The organism is Jeotgalibaca sp. MA1X17-3 (assembly GCF_021513155.1).
In the GTDB taxonomy this organism is placed as follows: domain Bacteria; phylum Bacillota; class Bacilli; order Lactobacillales; family Aerococcaceae; genus Jeotgalibaca.
Map to the genome: position 1 here is coordinate 2,294,409 of NZ_CP090983.1, position 18,031 is coordinate 2,312,439.

The following is an 18,031-nucleotide window of genomic DNA, read 5'->3' on the forward strand; positions in this document are numbered from 1 at the left end:
GCAGGTTCCAAGCATGAGTGGGGGTTTTTCTTCCAGCCAAGGAAAAACTCTCTTTACCCTTTATGCAAGTACTAATCCTTTTGATATGCATTCTTATTGTAAGGGAACCCCTCTTAAAATTCAATGCTTGTTTCTTTATTTTGCTTTCTTTGAACGTACTCTTCTTTTAAAATTCCATAATAAGCCATATCAACGCGATTCCCTTTATGAATGTAATGACTTCTTAGAACACCCTCTCGTTGCATTCCCAAACGAGTCATCACGTTAGCAGAAGCAGGATTTTGCAAGTCATGCATCGCAAATACTTTTTCCAACTCTAAGGTTTCAAAAGCTAGTTTTAGTAAAGCAGTTGCTGCTTCGTTCATATAGCCTTTTCCCCAGAATTTCTTATTTAATGTATAGCCTAACTCGGCAATTTGATCTTCTTTCACAATTCGAAGATCAATCGTTCCAATCATTTTATTTATTTCTTTCTGCTCGATAGCGAATCTTCCTGTTGGAGCTGCCATAAAATAGTGAGCAATAGCATTTTCCGTTTCTTCTATACTTTTATGTTTTTCAAATACATGAAGAACCGTTTCTTCATCAGAAGCATATTCGAACATATCTGCGGCATCTTCCATGGTTACCGGACGTAAAATAATACGTTTACAATCTATCCGACAATTTTTCACCATTTCTATTTGTATATCTATATTATTTCTTCCTTTCTAAACGCTTTGTAATCTCTTCAAAACATTTTCTAGATGATTTTTGTGCCAGGCCATTCCAATCGAAGTTTTACTTAATTTCAAAGGTACTTCTTCTCCTTTTTCACCAAAAAGAGTTATTGTATACATTAAGATACCATTTTTGATATGAACGCTTTTGATTTCTTCAAAAGGAAGTAAGATAGGCTCTATTTTTCGATTGATTTTACCAGAGAGCTTATTTAATTGAATGAGAACTATTTGTTTCTCATCCAAGCACATCGCAAAATAGTCACCCTTTACTAATTGAGTATACGCTCCAAATAGAAAGAACTGTCCTGCTGAAGGCATGATCTGAGCATAAACGATTGTATCTTTTGTAAAAGAATTCAATAGTCCTTTCTCTTGTAAATATTCCTTTATATCCTCTTCTTTTAAAACAAGTCCCATCATAAACACCTCTTCCTTTATCCTTGTTTTCAGTTTACTAAATTTTGCTTGGAAATGCTAAGAATCGCATCAATTCCTTTTACAGACAGAAATACGAACAAAACTTTCTTTTCAACGTGCTCTACGATAGAATGAAGAGAGAAGAATAACTCGTTTGGTCAAAATGAAAAGGAGATGGTAATCATGTTTGGAGAATATCACAATTTATTAGTTCCCGTTGATGGTTCAGAACAATCGAAACATTCCTTTAAAAAAGCACTAGCAATTGCAAAACGAAATGATGCCACGTTACACGTTCTTTATGTAGAAGACACTCGCAATGTTACAGTTCCTCGAGGACCTCTTGATGCATCTGATCCAGTAGATGAAGCGATTGATTCTACTTTTGTGGATGAATTAGTTTCATTAGGCGAAATGGAAGATGTACAAATGGAAAAAACACTCATACGAGGAAACCCGTTAAGTTCGATTGCATCTATTATCCCAGAAAAATTAGATATTGATCTAATTATCATCGGAGCAACCGGTAAAGGGGCGGTTACACGAGCTTTAGTGGGCTCTGTATCCAATCATGTCGTTCGAAATGCTACTTGCGATGTTTTAGTTGTTCGTTAATATTGTATATAAATAGAGTTGAGATGAAGGTTCCATTCCTTTTCTCCACTCTATTTTTTCGTTATAGATCATTTTCTTCCTCCAAATCCAACCAAGCACCATCAAAAAATTGGATCGTATAGGGGCCTTCAGAAGGTACATCATAATAAATAATATCGGTAAAGCTTTCTCCTGGGAGAATTTCCTTTAACCAAAAATAACTATACCGCAAAGGTAAGTGACATTTTTGGCTATCCAAAGCAGAATAGTAATTCGGTGCCATGTAGGTACCCTTTGTCCCTTCATTTGCATAGAAGAGTTCTACTTTTAAAAGTTTTTCACCTAAAGGATTTAATTCAGGGTCTGCATCTACTACTTCTATATTCGTTATGGTAATGACTTCAACGATTTCATTTTCTTCATTACGGAATGTATGTTTTTCACCTTCATTTACAATTGCTGAAGGTTCTTCTACTTCTGGGTTTTTATTAGGAATAAACGTGACGGTTACATAACTCTTTGGATTAAGGGAATCTAAGTCAATTCCAGTTTGTCCATATTTAACTGTTGAGTCTGTAGTAAAAGTAACTTTTGTTTCTACGCTAGGTCCCCGATAGGGAAAGTCAAATTGCCAAAGTTGATCAGTATTACGAAAATCAATCGCTGTTCCTTCAATAATTGCTGTTACTTTGTCAAATCCTTCCGCTACCCCTTTCAAAGCATAGAAATTATTTTTATCTCCCTTTATTTGGTTTTTATCATCTACTCCACTCAAAAAGGTGATGGTACGTTCTTCCATATTCTTTGTGCTTTTAACGGTTTCAGATAAAGAATCAGTACTAGTTATACTTGTGGAAGATTCTTTCGATTCAGTGCTCTCTCCATTCGTACATGCTACTAGCACCATCATACTTATCCCTAGTAAAAGTAGAATTTTCTTTTTCATATCATCTTCTCCCTATTCAAACCCTGTTCATTTTCTCTTTCATTAATTTTAGCAAACTAACAGATGTTCTCCTAATGATTGAATTAGGTAGACTTACTCTACTATTTTTTCAAAGATTTCAATTTCATATTCTTCTTCCATTTGTTCCATTACTTGCTCTAGTATTTTCCGTGCGAGTAAACCAGAACTATTTACTGCTGCTACTCCCACACATCCTACATTCCATATTTCTTGTTGAGAAATCTCTGCAATACTTACATTATATTTTTGGTGCATCCTCTTTGAGATACTTTTCATTGTACTCCGCTTGTCTTTCAACGAATAGGAATCATAAATCGTAAAGGAAAGTTCCATATAAACGAGTGCCATCATCATCCACCTCTCTTTTTTTATATATTTTCAAAAAAACAGTGTTTAAGATTGAATTTTTTAGTAATTCCTGTTACATTTTACTAGTAATGGAAATTCTTATACCTCATGTTAAAAACTAGATGAAACTTTTTTGAAAAAAGGAGGGAATCACAACTATGAAGAATGAGCTCTTACAGTATAGCCATGATCTTCTCGAAGTAAAAATCATTCGTTGGGAAGAACTTCCTGATTTTGGTGTGTACAGTGACCAAGTCTTATCTATTATTGAAAAAGAACTTTCTTTTTTAGATTTTGGACCGGACGAACGCATTATTACACCTGCCATGATTAACAATTACGTAAAGCTCAAACTAATTGAACGTCCTACCAAAAAAAAGTATGAAAAACATCAAATTGCTATGTTGATTGTCATTACTTTATTGAAACAAGTACTGCCTCTAACAGATGTGAACAAAGGCATGGAGCTCCAAATCGCAATAAAAGGATTACAAGAAGCTTATGATTCTTTTTGTACGGAGTTAGAAAATTCATTTTACCTTCTGAATAATTGTATTGGAACAAAAGACGATTTTTCTTTTACGATGGAACATATTCATAAAGAAAATATAGCCTTAAAAATGATTACTTTATCATTGGCCTCTAAACTTTTAACCCAAAAAATTATTACGATGGAAGGAATTAATAAAAGAAAAGCACTTGAATTAGATTTAAATGATGGAACCAAAAAAGGAGAGAGTTCTTTTGAAGAATAACCATATTGCCATACTAGCAGATTCTTGTAACGATATACCAGTAGAGTTAACCGAAAAATATAACATCTATACCATGCCGCTTCTTATTAACTATAAGGATCGATCTTACAAAGATCGAGTAGATATTACTCCACAAGAGGTATATGACGGACTGAAAAAAGAAATTCCAAAAACCAGTCTACCCCTTCGAGGAGATATTGAAGCTCTTTTCGATCAAATAAAAGCAGATGGTCATACTCACGTAATTGTCTCCATCATTTCTAGTGGTTTAAGCGGAACGTATCAAGCATTGGAATTATTTTCTCAAAGCAGAGAAGATTTAACCATTGAAGTAATCAATACTCTTGATATTGGGATTGGTTCTGGATTTGTTGCTCTTTATGCTGCTGAATTGTTAGAAAAAGGGCTAGACTTTGATACCATTGTCCAAAAAACACGAGCAGTTGTACCTAATTCTGGAGTCTATTTTGGTTTGAAAACACTGGAGTACCTTATCAAAGGTGGACGGATTGGGAAAGTAGAAGGAATTCTAGGAAGTGCCTTTAAAATTAAACCCATCATCTCCTGCAACGCAGAAGGAATTTATGATACCGTCGCAAAAGTTCGGGGACGCAAACAAAATATTAATAAAATGATTGAAATGGTCCGCGAAAGAATTGGAACTCACAAAAACTATTATCTAGCTCTTTGTCATGGCGATGCCGAGGAAGAAATGCTCGAGATGAAAGTACAAATCGCTGATTTAGTAGAAGGCGCTAAAATCTATTCAGAAGGACAAATTTCTCCTGTATTAGGTGTCCATACCGGTCCAGGTCTTTTAGGAATTGGCTTTTTAATTTTAGAAGATTAAGGAAGAAAATGAATTCAAATTTCTTTAATAGGCAATAACAAACAGATAGCAGATGAATAAACCTCCCTGAAAATTTTCTCGGTACGGTTTATTAATCTGCTTTTTTGACCTATTATAAAAAATGTGTAGTGTTAGATTCCTTTAGGAGTATCTTTTCAATTTCATGAGCCGGCATCGGTTTGTAGAAGTAATACCCTTGGAATAGCGTACACATGCGGTTCGTCAAAAATTCTAACTGTTCTTTTGTCTCGACTCCCTCCGCAATTGTTTCTAATCCTAAATCAGATGCTAATGAAATAATTGCTTTTACAATTGACTCACCTTTTACATTTTTACCAATGTCTTGGACAAAGGACATATCAATCTTAACAGTATCAACTGGTAATTCTTTTAGTCTACTCAATGAAGAGTATTCTTTTCCAAAGTCATCGATTGATAATAAAATCCCCATTTTTTTTAGTTGTTTAAATACTTCTTTCGACTTTTGATTAGAAACTGCCAGTACACTTTCTGTCACTTCTACCTCCAAATATTTAGGAGACATGAGAGTTTCCTTTAGGACATCTTCTATTTGTTTGATGATATGAGGATGCTCTAGTTGGTACACTGAAAAATTAACAGCAATCTTGCCAGGAGTTTGGCCCTCTCTTCCCAACTTTTCCATTGTCGACAAGCCGTTTCTAGTATCCACTTCCCTATTGGTACAATCAAACGAGTTTTTTCTGCTAATGGGATAAAAGTAGCAGGTGAAATATTCCCCCATACAGGATGATTCCATCGGAGTAAGACTTCCAATCCAACAATCTTATTTGTACTTCGACTCACTTGTGGTTGGTAATGGAGAGCTAATTCATTGCGTTCCATTGCTTTATAAAGATCCTTTGTTAGGTCCAGGGTTGCCAACTCTTTATCTTTCAATTTGTTAGTAAAAATACAATATTGATTTTTACCTAAACTTTTTGCATGGTCCATAGCTAGATTTGCATGTTTGATTAGCATTTCAATATCCTCTCCATCTGCTGGGTACTGTGAAACGCCCATGCTACTGGTGATAAAGTACTCCTGATTTTTTAAAATAAATGGTTTTTTAAAATAATCAAATATTCGGGATACTTCGGATTCAAGTATCGTTTTGCTGGAACAATCAGTTAAACAGAGAATAAATTCATCTCCACCCAGATGATAAATCGAGTCTAGTTTTCCACCAACAGACACCAACCTCGAAGAAATTTGTTTTAATAGTACATCTCCTTGTTTATGACCAAGTGTGTTTTTAATTAATTTAAAACCATCTACATTGACGAAAATCATACTCCATCCACTATTCTTCTGTACAAAGTGATTCCTCAACAAAGAACGATTTGGTAGTCCCGTCACATCATTATGGGAGGTTAAATACGTAATTTTTTTCTCATCATCTATCTGATTAATTCCGTTTGATAAAATTTTTGCCATGCTGTGTAATAACTCAATGTTTTCATTTGTCCATTTTTTAATTTCTTTTACAGAGTCAATTCCTATAAATCCTTGCAGAGTTCCTTCCACTATGATAGGAACAGACACTACCGATTTTATTCCTTGTCTGCGAAGATCCTCTTGTTCCATAGATGCTTTTTTACTCATATCATCTACATTTTCAATATACACAAGATTATTTGTTTGCAGTTGTTCTAACCACCAAGAGAACATAGTGAGAGGTACTTCTTCAAGTGTTTCTATTTGCGGAGTGATTCCATCATTGCACCATTCATAAGAATAATTCATTGTTTCGTTCGAAAGGTTTAGCAGAAAAAGGTAGGTACGATCTACCATAAAAAAATTGCCTATCTTTTCTAATAAATTTTGAACCTTTTCATCGAATGTTGCTTGATTGATATTCATGAAGTCAAAGGAGATATCGATAACTATTTTTTGAAAGGCGATGAGATTGTTTTTTTCTTCTTGTTCCACTAACCTTGTTCTTCGTTGATTGGACCCCATACAACCACTTCCCATTCTCCATTTTCATTAAGTAAATCATAGCATACTCTTTTCCTTTTTGTTTCACTTACGTATAATACCAAGTTTTATTTTAACTTCCGTTATGTACTATATACTTACCAGTATTTCAGGAAAAAACTTCAGAAAGATCATTTAGATCATTTAGATGATTAAATAATTTTGAGGAATAGAAAAAGAACATTGATCAATTAATGTTCTTTTTCTATTCCTTCTATTATTTTTTACTACTTTTGAAAATAAGTACATACTGAATGAGAAGTAAAATCCCTAAAATAACCGCTATTCCTATTTTACCTTCTTTGGAAATTAATAATGTTGAAAAGAATTCTATTCTGGTAAGAATTCCCAAAACAGCAGAAGTAACTACAATTGGAACAAAAGGAATCCACACTTTTTTATCTTCTTGGTTAAAAAAGATTAGTAGTAAAATTCCTGTTACAAGAACGATTGTGACGATCCCTACCCTTCCACTAAGATCTATTTTAATGGGTGTAGATACAAACATGTTTACCATAACCCCTACAGTGACTCCTAACCCTAATAACAAACCGTAAAATATTTTAGATCGTGTATTTTTAAATTGATATAAACTTATTCCTAAAAGCCATAACGAGAAAACGACTAAAATGGTCCAATATATTCCACTTATGAAAATACGTCCTATATCTAGCCCATTATCCGGAAAAATAAGTGCAGGTAAAATAGTACTGATAAGGTAAGCTCCCATACCAATTAAAAGAATCTTTATTGTATCAAAGAGATTAATAGGTAATTGATTAATGATTTCATCAGCAATCTTTTTAGGATTTTTACCAAAATATTCTTCTGCAGATAGTCCTTGCTCTTGGGCATCTAATATATCTTTTAAAACTTCTAATAGCAGCTCCTCACTTTTTCTTTCATCTCTAAAAAATGCCATTACTCTAATATACACAATTAAGTTGCTATAGTATTTCTCATTCTCTTTGGTCAAAGACTCTTGTAAAATAGCATTTGTTTTAATTAGTTCACTTTTTTTCATCTTCATCACTTCCTTCTATTAAATGATCTACACTTTTTTTCAGTTTATTCCACTGTACTGTAAATTCATTTTTTTCTATTATTCCTGCTTCAGTGAGAGAATAATATTTTCTTTTTGGTCCTGTATCAGAGGCTCTCAACGTCCCTTTAATTAACTCTTTTTTCTCTAATGAGAGCAAAAGAGGATAAATAGTACCTTTAGGAATATCAGTAAAGCCAAACTCTGTAAGTGCCTCACTTAATTTATAGCCATATAACTCTTCTTGATCAAGTAAAAGTAAAATACTACCTGATAAAATGCCTTTCAACATTTGAGAGTTTATTTTACTAGTCATCTTATCCTCCTCTAATATGTATTACAAGTTAGTTATACCAAATACACACTAGTTTGTAAAGCATGTTAGTTAATTTTTAATAAGAGATGGTTCCAAAGAATGCATCATACTTCTCTTTATTAAAACAAAAATAGACCCTGTAGTGGATATTTTCATGTCCATTTTATAAGGTCTATTTTTGTTTTGGAATATATTTATTTATTTTTAAGAGAATTTATTAATTTACATCTACTTCTTGTAATTCAAAATCAGAAGGAACCAGAACGGTATCAATCGTGTGTACAACCCCATTCGTTGCCTCAAAGTCAGTTGTTATAATCATTGCGTCATTGACCATTGGATTCCCAGAAAGATCAAAAGTTACTTCTTGACCATTAACTGTTTCAGCTTCCATACCATCGGTTAAATCAGCCGCCAAAACATTTCCGGACACGACATGATCGGTTAAAACCTTCGCTAAAACTGGTTGAGCAAGTAACTGCTCCGCTGTAATATCAAGGTCCATTAATAACTTTTCAAAGGCAGCGTTAGTTGGTGCAAAAACAGTAAAAGGGCCTTCACTTTGGAGTGTTTCAACCAGTTCTGCTTCTTGAGTGTAGATACTAAAATACTGAAATCAGGATTACCTTGTGCAATACCAACAACATCTTCTTTCATTTCAACACTTTCTTCTATAACGGGGTCATCACTCATTAAATTTTGATCCGTAGTATTATCTGTTGTACATGCTGCTAACAATCCAACGGCAGCGAACGAAAGAACACCAAATCATAATGTTTTTAATAATTCTTTACTCATAATAAATCAATCTTCTCATTTAGTATAAAATTGTAGGTAAATGAATATGCGAACAAAAAGTAAGCGCTATTTTTACTAATATGTTAACTTTAATTGAAAAAATTTGAAGTCAAGGATAGGTATTGAAAAGTTTTAAGTAATTTAAATTGAGTTTGCAATTTATTTTTTAGTGCTTCTCCGGATTTTTCTACTATTTTTTCTAACATTGATTCGTCAAAAAAATCCAATTGAATTTTCTAGATTTATCTTATCAATGTATATCTATTTTTCTTCAGTGCGTACACCATTTTACTAGTTTTCTTTAAATTCTAAGTTTTTTCTTCAAGATTATTTCATACCTTTCTTATACGATAGAATCCAATCTAATTGATAATTTTTTCTTTATCTTTAAGATCCTCGATTAGTTCTTTCATTCTTTTCCCGCGCCTCTATGATATGATCAGCTTGTTTACGATCACGAGGGCCTTGTATATTCGCTCGTCCACTTGTCAGAATAGCTATCGAGTGATGAGGAATCATTGCTTCCATGTAGTCTACATCATCAATTGTTGTTTATTACACATTAAAAAGAAAGATCCCGCAAAGACTAAGACGCTGACTACTCCAATTGCTATGTTTAGCTTTCAGCATGTGACGCATGAAGTCAAGCATAACAATCGCCATGACGGCTGTTGAGAGTATGGTCATATAGAGTCTCATCTCACTAAAATAAACATGGTCTAATTTATATATGTTCAGGTATATCACACCATCATTAAAATAGCTGAGGTATTAATCATTCCTAAAAAATTAACCTATTTATTTTTTCATCATTTTCCTCCTTTTATATTTTGAAGAGAAATATATTTGTTGATTAATTTTTTGTCACACATTTTTCATTATCTATAAAATGATATCGTTCAACCTTCTTTTATATGCCCCCTTCTTTTTAAGTTATTATTAAAAATCAATTTCTCTATTCTTCCAATAATTAAGAAGTAAATAGAAAGCCATCAATAAAGTTTTATTATATTAACAACTTCAATTTTTCCATAAACTCTTTAAAATTTTTTTACCGTTACAATCTTGGCAACGTTAGACGCATCTATTAATGTGTCAGTAAGCATTTCAAATATTTCATTAAAATCTTTACGATCTGAAGAATTAAAACAAGGTAGAATTATAAGTTGGACTAATTTTCCATTCCAATCAATTCCATTCTTATTTATATAAACAGCAAGAACTGTTTTTTTAGCATTCATCTTAATAGAGTGAGGAATTGCAAAAGAGAAGTACGCTGTTGAAGAAAGTTCCTCTCGTTTTAGAACATTTTCTAAGAAGTTTTGTTCTACATATTCAAGAATAATTAATTGGTTACACATTGTATGTAGAACATCAATTATATTTTCATTTTTATTTTGACTAATAAAAAACAATTCTGGAGAACAAAGTTGCTCTAAATGGTCAGAAAACTCTATTTGTTTTATAGTTTTTTGTATAGAATCTATTTTTTGTTGAATAAGCACTTGATCATTTTTCGTAAAGAAGAGACTGACTTCAACCCATTGCTCATCAATAAATTCCCAAGGTTGAGGAAGGACTGAAATAATCAACTCGGACTTACTCATCTTAAATAAAGCGTCAGTCGAATGAATAACTTGAACGATATTTAAGTCTTTCTTATATAAACTTGAAATATTCTCGATAAGTTTTTGAGAGTAGGAGTAATAAGAAGGGATAATCAAATACGTTTTGATTCTTGAATGAAATGCTTTTTGAAATTCTAATGCACTTCCCACATGAATCGCAATAAATGCTACTTCATCATCAGAAATAACTACACCTAGTGATTCTTTAATCAAATTTGCAGCAAATACAGCAATTTCATAAATAATTGGAGACGAGTATTTAATTGAATCAGTCAGAGGGTTGTAATTATTTTTATTGTTTTTAATTCTATTTTTTAAATTTTGAATATGAAGAGAAAAAGAAACTAAAAAATCTTCATTGTCAACATAAACTAGAAAATGTTTGTTAATTGATTGGACAATGGAACGGGCAAGATTCATTGCATCAGAATGAATCTTGAGTTGTGTTTCTTTTTGTACGCTGTCAATCGAATGAATCGGGTAAATTTTAGAAATGAGGAGAGTATTAAATTCATGTCTATCACTTTCACTAAAATGGATGGAAAAAAAATCTTCAAATTGTTTTAGTATTTTTTCTGTAATTTTCAATTCATCTTTATTATAAACATTAGTTATTATAATCGAGTCTTCGTGGTACCCTTTTTTTATACGATCGATTTTAACACTCATATGAATAATACTACTATATAATCCAAAGTCGTTTATTCGATAATTATAATCTACTAGTGTTTTCATAATTACTTCTTTTATAAAATTTGTGTCAATAAAAGAAAATAGTTGATCAATGCGGTCTAGACTGAAAAAATGAGTATCTAATTCGTCGTATAGCAAATCTACAAGGAGTTTCCTTTTATCTTGTTCAGATCCAGTAATCTTTAAAAAATTTTTTTCTACTTTTAATTTTAAGTGATACCCAGAAATAATTTCTTGGATTAGGGATATATCTTTTTGTATCGTGGGAACGCTAACATAAAGTAAGTCTGAGAAATCAAAATAAGAGGAAGGATCTTCATTTGTTAGCAAATGATTAATTATAAACCGAACTCGTTCTACAGGATTCTGCGGAATGACTTGTTCTTCTTTTTCTAAGGCTGTTTTAGTCAATAGTCGATTTTCAATAGCATATCCCTGATTTGAAGATGTTATTAAAGATGGATATTGTTTGTTAATAGCCTTGATATCTGATTTGATGGTTCGGATAGAAACGCCTAGCTGCTCAGATATTTTCTGAGCCATTACTTTTTTACTGAATTCCCTAGAAATAATTTTTATGATTTCCCTTTGACGTTTTTCCATGTTCACTCCTCCTTTCAAATCTCTTAGCATCCATATTACTTAACTTAGTGCCAATCTGTCATTCACCGTACGAGTACTTTTTATTTATAATATCTCAATTTGAAGTCATATACCTATTATTATTTTTCACTGGAGGGGTGCAAAAGACTATTTGTATTCCCTTCCATACCACCTATACTGAGTGTTATAGAGGCGATGAATACGCTATCTGAAAAATTGAGGAGGAAATTAAATGGAAGAGTTAAGAGTATTATTATCATGTGGTGCAGGTATGTCAAGTGGTTTCTTAGCCAGTAGTGCTAGAAAGGCAATCAAAAAACAAAAAGAAAATATGACCGTCGAGGCAAGGAGCAAAAGTGAAATTACCGACTATTTAAATAGTATAGATGTTTTACTATTGGGTCCACATTATGCTTCTGAGTTAGAAAATTATAAATCAATGGCAGAACCTTATCATGTGAAAGTAGATGTCATACCTAAAGATATTTACTCTCATCTAGACGGTGCACGACTAATTGAATTTGCCAAAGAAATTGGCAAGGGAAAATAATAAAGGAGGTTAGTATTTATGAAGTCATTTATGGATTGGTTAGCAGAAAAGTTTGCGCCTAAGATGAATGAAATATTTTCTCGTCCTTGGCCGGCCGCTATTTCATCAGCTATGCAAAGAATTATTCCTTTTATTTTAGTAGGATCATTAATCTTTTTATATAACGTGTTACGTTCATTCGTTTCTGTATTACCAGACTTATCAGCTTTGATTGATTATAGTTTTGGATTAATCGCTATCATTGTTGCTTTTACGATGGCGAATCAAGTTATGGAAGAGCTAAAACATAGGGAATACGGGAACTCTGCTGGACTAACGGCTATTTCTGTCCTTTTTATGGCAACTGTACCCTTTGTAGAAAATGATAGTTTAGCCAACTTTTTAGGTCTTGTTGGACCTTCCGGAATTGCAATCGGAATGATTGTTGGTATTTTTGTTGGTGCTGTTTTCCATAATTGGGCAAAACTAAAATTTTTGAAAGACAGTGGTTTGCCTGATTTCTTCAAAGGCTGGATTAATGTTGTTATTCCTATCGTAATCTCTTTGGGTATCAGTATGATTCTAGTTTACGTATTCAATATTAACATTACGCAAGCGATCTTAAGTATTTTTGTACCTCTTGAATCCATTGCGCAGACATTACCTGGGTTTATTCTATTGTGTTTTATACCCGCATTTTTTTATACAATGGGGATTTCTAGTTGGCTATTTAGTGCTATCACATCTCCTATTTATTTGTCTGCCATTCAACGTAACATTGACGCAGTAGCTCAAGGTCTATCGCCTACTGAAATTGTAACAAATGAAACTATATTCACCTTAGCATTCATCACCATGGGTGGTATGGGCGCAACTTTAGGTTTAAATTTATTAATGATGCGCTCAAAATCAAGACGATTAAAAACACTTGGTAAAATTTTTATAGTTCCATCCATTTTTAATATTAATGAGCCCATTATGTTTGGTGCTCCCGTAGTATTTAATCCTTTATTAATGTTACCAGTGTGGATCAATGCTGTTATTGGACCTATTTATGTATGGATACTTATGAGCATAGGACTTTTAAACATTCCTTCTGAACTCGTCTGGGTAGGACAAATCCCAGGTCCATTCAGTAGTGTCATGGTTACAGAAGATTTACGTGCTTTACTTTGGTGGGCAATCTTATTAGTGATTTATCTCGTCATTTGGTATCCATTCTTTAAAGTATACGAAAAAGAAGTTCTTATTGAAGAGGCAGAAGAAAATTTAGATTCTTAAAGGGAGGATAATGGTTTATGAATACAGAAACAATGAATGAGGAACTAATGACCGCATCTATGAACATCATTTTAAATGCGGGCGATGCGCGCAATCTATTAGCAGAAGCATTAAAGGATGCTAAAGCCTTTGATTTTACCGCAGCAGATAATAAGTTAAAAGAAGCAAAAAAATTAGCTACTTTAGGCCATAAAAACCAAACGAAAATTATTCAAAGTGAAGCCAGTGGTAAAAAATACCCCCACTCCTTGTTGTTTACTCATGCTCAAGATCATTTAATGACTATCAATTCAGAAATGAACTTCACTTCCGAATTGATTGATGTTTTAAAATTAATAAATCAAAAACTTAAATAATAAGGAGAGATATTAGAATGAAATTAAATCACCCAACAAATTTTCCAAAAGATTTTCTGTGGGGAGGCGCAGTTGCTGCTTGTCAAATTGAAGGTGCTTATGACGTTGATGGCAGAGGTTTATCTACTTCTGACATTCATCCTTACCAATCTAATTTGGATCGCGCAGGAATTTCTAAGAAAGAAGGCGGTGGAACATTAGAAGAAATCATCGCAACAAGTAAAGACACCGATGGATATTATCCAAAGCGTTACGGTATTGATTTTTATAATACGTACCCAGAAGATTTAAAATTATTAGGTAAAGATGGACTTGGGTTAAAAGCTTTTAGAACCAGTATTTCTTGGTCACGTATCTTTCCGAATGGTGATGAAGAACAGCCAAATGAGAAAGGACTTAAATTTTATGATGATTTGATTGATTCCATTATTGAAAATGGGATGGAACCTATTTTAACCATGTCTCATTATGATATTCCACTAAATATCGTAATCAAATATGGTGGATGGGCAAACCGTAAAGTGATCGATTTATTTGTAAAATATGCAAGTGTCCTTTTGAATCGTTATCACTCTAAAGTATCTCAATGGATTGTTTTTAACCAAATTAATTTAGTTCCAACTGTAAATTTTGGCAGTCTAGGTCTTTACGACAATCAAAGTGATAACATGGAAGAATTAATGTATCAAGCAGTCCACCATCAGTTTGTTGCTAACGCATTGATTAAACAAATGGCTCCAAAAATTGATACGCAATTAAAAATTGGAACGATGGTTGCAGACAATACTTATTATCCTGCAACTTGTCGTCCACAAGATGTTATCTTAACGCTAAAGAAAAACCGCATGCAGTACTATTTTACAGATGTGCAATTCCGCGGTGAATACCCCGAGTATGCTGTTCGTTACTTTAATGACCATGATGTTACTTTAAAGATAGAGCAAGGCGATTTAGAGTTAATAAAGGATAATACGATGGACTTCCTTGGAATTTCTTACTACTCAAGTAAAATTGTAGACTCTGATGTTAATACAATCCAACCGTTTGATGCAAGCCAAAATCCTAATTTAGAACCTACTCCTTGGGAATGGCGCGCTGATCCACTAGGTCTATATAATTCAATTTCACAATACTGGGATCGCTATCAAGTACCAATTATGATTGCAGAAAACGGCTTAGGTGCAATTGATACTATTGAAGAAAATGGGGCTATTCATGATGATTACCGCATTGATTACCTGAATAAGCATATCCAACAAATTAAAGAGTCTATAAAAGATGGTGTAAAAGTCATTGCTTACTTAAGTTGGGCGCCTATTGATATCGTAAGTTCTTCAAGTGCAGAAATGTCTAAACGCTATGGTTATATTTATGTAGACCGCGATGATTTTGGTAATGGATCACAAAAACGTTTGAAGAAAGATTCTTTTTATTGGTATCAAAAAGTTATCGAAACAAACGGCGATAACGTCTAAATTCATTTTAATAGTTTCATTAATAATTAATTTAGATCTAACACAACAGGAGTGTACTCCTGTTGTGTTATTTTTTATTTAAATATTATCAATTAATGAAATCTTCTATATAAATAATTCTACTACAGAACTACTCTAAGCTCTAACAAAAGGTGATTGAACATCATATGAATTATGAATCTATTAAAAAATATTCTCAAAAATCTATTCTTATATTTGAAGAATAAATCTTTTCATTTGCATTATTTAAAACTATGAGATAAGATTAATACATCAAATTTAATATAATTAATTTTAATCCATTTTGGGGGGGGTGATATCACTTTGGAAGAAAATAATATGAATGTTAAGGCTTTTACTATTTTTATGAAATCTTCACAGTCTATCCAAAAACTAATTAAACAAGACTTCTTAAAAAAAGAAATTAATTTAAATGAATACGCAATTATGGAGCTATTATTTCATAGAGGAGATCAACCCATTCAATCCATTGGAAAAAGAATTCTTATGGGTGGAGGTAGTATCACCTATGTGATTGATAAGCTTGAGAAAAAAGAGTTTTTGTATAGAAAACCAAGCGATGAAGATCGTCGTAAGGTCTACGCTTGTATTACTGAAAAAGGAAAACAATACATGAATCAACGTGTAAAAGAACAAGAAACGTTAATCAATACTATTTTTAATGAGTGGGATAAAGATGAAGTTGAACAAGCCACTCTTCTTCTCAAACGTATTGGGATACATGCAGAAAGTTTACTAAAAAAATAAAAGGAGTTTTTTTAATGACTGATAAATTACTAGGAATTCACCATGTTACAGCAATGACAGATAACGCAATGAGAAATTACAAATTTTTCACGGAAGTTCTGGGAATGAGATTAGTAAAGAAAACAGTAAATCAGGATGATATTTATACATATCATACTTTTTTCGCAGATGATATTGGTTCACCTGGAACGGATATGACCTTTTTCGATTTCCCTAATAATCCAAAAGGAGTATCTGGAACCAACTCGATTTCTAGAACAGGTCTACGAGTACCAAATGATGCAGCACTAGAATATTATTTGAATCGTTTTAAAGAGTTTGATGTGAAAAATGATGGTATTCAAGAACTATTTGGTAAGAAGGTTTTACCTTTTGAAGAAGTAGATGGCTAAAAGTATCAATTATTTTCTGATGAAAAAAATGAGGGTGTGGCTCCTGGAATACCTTGGAAAAATGGTCCCGTACCTGAAGATAAAGCCATCTATGGTCTAGGGCCAATAGAAATCACAGTAAGTTACTATGATGATTTCAAAAAAGTACTTACTGAAATTTATAAAATGAAACCAATTCTTGAAGAAGATGATGTAACCCTTTTTGATATAGGGGAAGGCGGAAATGGTGGACAAGTTATCTTAAGAAAAGATGAAACAACATCTGGTGTTCAAGGATATGGCGAAGTACACCATGTATCATTTAGAGTAAAGGATCATGCAGCTATTAAAGGCTGGGAAGAAAAATATAACAAGCTAGGTTTAAATCATTCTGGCCATGTCGACCGTTTTTACTTCGAAGCTCTTTATACACGAGTTGGTCATATTCTCATTGAATTATCAACAGATGGGCCTGGTTTTATGGGTGATGAGCCTTATGAAACGTTGGGAGAGAGTCTTTCACTTCCTCCGTTCCTTGAAGAAAAACGTGAATATATTGAGAAACAGATTCGACCATTTGACACAAAACGATCTAAGTAGTTAAAAGAGGAGATTTTAAAATGGAACCTATTAAAAGAATTCATCATATCAGTGCAATTGTAGGAGATCCAAACGAAAACTTAAAGTTTTATAGAGATGTTCTAGGTCTTCGTTTAATTAAGCAAACAGTAAATTTTGATGATCCGGGTGTATATCATCTATACTTTTCAAATCATCAGGTGACACCGGGAACAGTTATTACCTTCTTTCCATGGACGAATAACAATTATGGAACGAAAGGTAGCGGACAGGTAGGAAGAATTGCATTCAGAATACCAAAAGGAAGTTTCAATTACTGGAAAGAACATTTAGCTTCTCAAAATCTCAAAGTTGAAATAACTCAGCTTTTTGGAAAAGATACGCTTGAATTTGATGATATTCATGGACTTGAACTAGCAATGGTTGAAGGAGAAAAATCTGCAGACCGTCCTGATATTATCGGCTTTCATGGCTCCGTATTATTATCAGAACATCCTAATGCTACGAAAAAATTGCTCGTAGACAGTATGGGATTAAAAGAACTTGATTATAACGATCAAAATATTCATGTAGAAACCGTTGGAGAAGAAAAGCATCACATCATTACTTCTGTTCCTCCTCAACCTGTAGGAAGATTCGGAATTGGAACCGTTCATCATATTGCTTGGTCCGTACCAGATCTGGATGCCTTAAAAGAATGGCAAAATTTACTTTTTGAAGAAAATATTGGAGCAACTGTAGTAAAAGATAGAAATTACTTTAATTCTGTCTATTCTATCGAAAAAGGGAAAATAGTATTTGAGTTCGCAACAGATGGACCTGGATTCACTATAGATGAAGATATAGCGTCACTTGGAACAACTTTACAATTACCAAAACAATATGAACAGAATAGACCTACATATGAAACCCTGTTACCTAAATTGGATATATAGCATATG

At 33.0% G+C, this 18,031-nt stretch carries 18 protein-coding genes and 3 pseudogenes; 10 read left to right on the forward strand and 11 right to left on the reverse strand.

Annotation, left to right across the window (positions count from 1 at the left end):
* Nucleotides 1–113: 113 nt before the first annotated feature.
* Complete coding sequence (locus LZ578_RS11385; protein ID WP_235145288.1) at nucleotides 114–677, reverse strand: GNAT family N-acetyltransferase; 564 nt, start codon at nucleotides 675–677, stop codon at nucleotides 114–116.
* Between the two features lie 33 nt (nucleotides 678–710).
* Nucleotides 711–1,142: a hypothetical protein gene (locus tag LZ578_RS11390; protein WP_235145289.1), complete on the reverse strand. Its 432-nt coding sequence runs from the start codon at nucleotides 1,140–1,142 to the stop codon at nucleotides 711–713.
* A 180-nt stretch (nucleotides 1,143–1,322) separates the two neighbouring features.
* Here LZ578_RS11390 and LZ578_RS11395 point away from each other — a divergent pair, with 180 nt between their 5' ends.
* On the forward strand, nucleotides 1,323–1,754 hold the full coding sequence (locus LZ578_RS11395; RefSeq protein ID WP_235145290.1) for a universal stress protein: 432 nt from the start codon (nucleotides 1,323–1,325) through the stop codon (nucleotides 1,752–1,754).
* A 61-nt stretch (nucleotides 1,755–1,815) separates the two neighbouring features.
* Here the strand turns inward: LZ578_RS11395 and LZ578_RS11400 are convergent, their stop codons facing one another.
* Entirely contained in the window at nucleotides 1,816–2,679 is an 864-nt protein-coding gene (locus tag LZ578_RS11400; protein WP_235145291.1) for a hypothetical protein, read from the reverse strand.
* 93 nt (nucleotides 2,680–2,772) lie between these two features.
* A complete protein-coding gene (locus LZ578_RS11405) occupies nucleotides 2,773–3,048 on the reverse strand; it encodes a DUF503 domain-containing protein (protein WP_235145292.1) in 276 nt (91 codons plus the stop codon).
* Between the two features lie 158 nt (nucleotides 3,049–3,206).
* Between LZ578_RS11405 and LZ578_RS11410 the strand changes: the two genes are divergently transcribed.
* Together LZ578_RS11410 and LZ578_RS11415 are read left to right on the forward strand one after the other, a co-directional pair.
* The gene (locus LZ578_RS11410; protein WP_235145293.1) at nucleotides 3,207–3,803 is read left to right on the forward strand and encodes a DUF1836 domain-containing protein; all 597 of its coding nucleotides are present in this window, start codon (nucleotides 3,207–3,209) and stop codon (nucleotides 3,801–3,803) included.
* Nucleotides 3,793–4,653 (forward strand): DegV family protein, encoded by an 861-nt coding sequence (locus LZ578_RS11415; RefSeq protein WP_235145294.1) that lies wholly within the window; start codon nucleotides 3,793–3,795, stop codon nucleotides 4,651–4,653. The genes LZ578_RS11410 and LZ578_RS11415 overlap by 11 nt, the downstream gene beginning before the upstream one ends.
* 112 nt (nucleotides 4,654–4,765) lie before the next feature.
* Here the strand turns inward: LZ578_RS11415 and LZ578_RS12555 are convergent.
* From LZ578_RS12555 to LZ578_RS11450, 7 genes and pseudogenes are all read right to left on the reverse strand, one after another.
* Nucleotides 4,766–6,648 (reverse strand): annotated as a pseudogene (locus LZ578_RS12555) (EAL domain-containing protein).
* Between the two features lie 220 nt (nucleotides 6,649–6,868).
* Nucleotides 6,869–7,675: a hypothetical protein gene (locus LZ578_RS11425; RefSeq protein ID WP_235145295.1), complete on the reverse strand. Its 807-nt coding sequence runs from the start codon at nucleotides 7,673–7,675 to the stop codon at nucleotides 6,869–6,871.
* Nucleotides 7,662–8,009 carry a PadR family transcriptional regulator gene (locus tag LZ578_RS11430; RefSeq protein ID WP_235145296.1) on the reverse strand — a complete coding sequence of 116 codons (348 nt, stop codon included), beginning with the start codon at nucleotides 8,007–8,009 and terminating at the stop codon, nucleotides 7,662–7,664. The genes LZ578_RS11425 and LZ578_RS11430 overlap by 14 nt, the downstream gene beginning before the upstream one ends.
* A 217-nt stretch (nucleotides 8,010–8,226) precedes the next feature.
* Nucleotides 8,227–8,589, reverse strand: coding sequence for a fasciclin domain-containing protein (locus LZ578_RS11435; RefSeq protein WP_235146460.1), 363 nt, complete (start codon nucleotides 8,587–8,589; stop codon nucleotides 8,227–8,229).
* Nucleotides 8,514–8,702: a hypothetical protein gene (locus LZ578_RS11440; protein WP_235145297.1), complete on the reverse strand. Its 189-nt coding sequence runs from the start codon at nucleotides 8,700–8,702 to the stop codon at nucleotides 8,514–8,516. The genes LZ578_RS11435 and LZ578_RS11440 overlap by 76 nt, the downstream gene beginning before the upstream one ends.
* A gap of 492 nt (nucleotides 8,703–9,194) precedes the next feature.
* Nucleotides 9,195–9,586, reverse strand: a pseudogene (locus LZ578_RS12760) (DUF305 domain-containing protein).
* Between the two features lie 261 nt (nucleotides 9,587–9,847).
* Nucleotides 9,848–11,731 carry a transcription antiterminator gene (locus tag LZ578_RS11450; RefSeq protein WP_235145299.1) on the reverse strand — a complete coding sequence of 628 codons (1,884 nt, stop codon included), beginning with the start codon at nucleotides 11,729–11,731 and terminating at the stop codon, nucleotides 9,848–9,850.
* 232 nt (nucleotides 11,732–11,963) lie between these two features.
* Here LZ578_RS11450 and LZ578_RS11455 point away from each other — a divergent pair, with 232 nt between their 5' ends.
* The 7 genes and pseudogenes from LZ578_RS11455 to LZ578_RS11485 all read left to right on the forward strand — a co-directional run bounded on the left by LZ578_RS11455 (nucleotide 11,964) and on the right by LZ578_RS11485 (nucleotide 18,025).
* Nucleotides 11,964–12,281 carry a PTS sugar transporter subunit IIB gene (locus LZ578_RS11455; RefSeq protein WP_235145300.1) on the forward strand — a complete coding sequence of 106 codons (318 nt, stop codon included), beginning with the start codon at nucleotides 11,964–11,966 and terminating at the stop codon, nucleotides 12,279–12,281.
* 18 nt (nucleotides 12,282–12,299) lie between these two features.
* Entirely contained in the window at nucleotides 12,300–13,541 is a 1,242-nt protein-coding gene (locus LZ578_RS11460; RefSeq protein ID WP_235145301.1) for a PTS sugar transporter subunit IIC, read from the forward strand.
* Between the two features lie 17 nt (nucleotides 13,542–13,558).
* On the forward strand, nucleotides 13,559–13,897 hold the full coding sequence (locus LZ578_RS11465; RefSeq protein WP_235145302.1) for a PTS lactose/cellobiose transporter subunit IIA: 339 nt from the start codon (nucleotides 13,559–13,561) through the stop codon (nucleotides 13,895–13,897).
* A gap of 17 nt (nucleotides 13,898–13,914) precedes the next feature.
* Nucleotides 13,915–15,372 (forward strand): glycoside hydrolase family 1 protein, encoded by a 1,458-nt coding sequence (locus tag LZ578_RS11470; RefSeq protein ID WP_235145303.1) that lies wholly within the window; start codon nucleotides 13,915–13,917, stop codon nucleotides 15,370–15,372.
* A gap of 324 nt (nucleotides 15,373–15,696) precedes the next feature.
* Nucleotides 15,697–16,140 (forward strand): MarR family winged helix-turn-helix transcriptional regulator, encoded by a 444-nt coding sequence (locus tag LZ578_RS11475; protein WP_235145304.1) that lies wholly within the window; start codon nucleotides 15,697–15,699, stop codon nucleotides 16,138–16,140.
* A 14-nt stretch (nucleotides 16,141–16,154) separates the two neighbouring features.
* Nucleotides 16,155–17,111: pseudogene (gene mhqE, locus LZ578_RS11480) on the forward strand (ring-cleaving dioxygenase MhqE).
* Nucleotides 17,112–17,131: 20 nt separating this feature from the next.
* Nucleotides 17,132–18,025: a VOC family protein gene (locus tag LZ578_RS11485; protein WP_235145305.1), complete on the forward strand. Its 894-nt coding sequence runs from the start codon at nucleotides 17,132–17,134 to the stop codon at nucleotides 18,023–18,025.
* Nucleotides 18,026–18,031: the final 6 nt, after the last annotated feature.

Bases quoted from the DNA above. Each gene is read 5' to 3' on its own strand.
- LZ578_RS11385 (WP_235145288.1), bottom strand. From the start codon at position 677: ATGGTGAAAAATTGTCGGATAGATTGTAAACGTATTATTTTACGTCCG.
- LZ578_RS11390 (WP_235145289.1), bottom strand. From the start codon at position 1,142: ATGATGGGACTTGTTTTAAAAGAAGAGGATATAAAGGAATATTTACAA.
- LZ578_RS11395 (WP_235145290.1), top strand. From the start codon at position 1,323: ATGTTTGGAGAATATCACAATTTATTAGTTCCCGTTGATGGTTCAGAA.
- LZ578_RS11400 (WP_235145291.1), bottom strand. From the start codon at position 2,679: ATGAAAAAGAAAATTCTACTTTTACTAGGGATAAGTATGATGGTGCTA.
- LZ578_RS11405 (WP_235145292.1), bottom strand. From the start codon at position 3,048: ATGGCACTCGTTTATATGGAACTTTCCTTTACGATTTATGATTCCTAT.
- LZ578_RS11410 (WP_235145293.1), top strand. From the start codon at position 3,207: ATGAAGAATGAGCTCTTACAGTATAGCCATGATCTTCTCGAAGTAAAA.
- LZ578_RS11425 (WP_235145295.1), bottom strand. From the start codon at position 7,675: ATGAAAAAAAGTGAACTAATTAAAACAAATGCTATTTTACAAGAGTCT.
- LZ578_RS11430 (WP_235145296.1), bottom strand. From the start codon at position 8,009: ATGACTAGTAAAATAAACTCTCAAATGTTGAAAGGCATTTTATCAGGT.
- LZ578_RS11440 (WP_235145297.1), bottom strand. From the start codon at position 8,702: ATGAGTGATGACCCCGTTATAGAAGAAAGTGTTGAAATGAAAGAAGAT.
- LZ578_RS11450 (WP_235145299.1), bottom strand. From the start codon at position 11,731: ATGGAAAAACGTCAAAGGGAAATCATAAAAATTATTTCTAGGGAATTC.
- LZ578_RS11455 (WP_235145300.1), top strand. From the start codon at position 11,964: ATGGAAGAGTTAAGAGTATTATTATCATGTGGTGCAGGTATGTCAAGT.
- LZ578_RS11460 (WP_235145301.1), top strand. From the start codon at position 12,300: ATGAAGTCATTTATGGATTGGTTAGCAGAAAAGTTTGCGCCTAAGATG.
- LZ578_RS11465 (WP_235145302.1), top strand. From the start codon at position 13,559: ATGAATACAGAAACAATGAATGAGGAACTAATGACCGCATCTATGAAC.
- LZ578_RS11470 (WP_235145303.1), top strand. From the start codon at position 13,915: ATGAAATTAAATCACCCAACAAATTTTCCAAAAGATTTTCTGTGGGGA.
- LZ578_RS11485 (WP_235145305.1), top strand. From the start codon at position 17,132: ATGGAACCTATTAAAAGAATTCATCATATCAGTGCAATTGTAGGAGAT.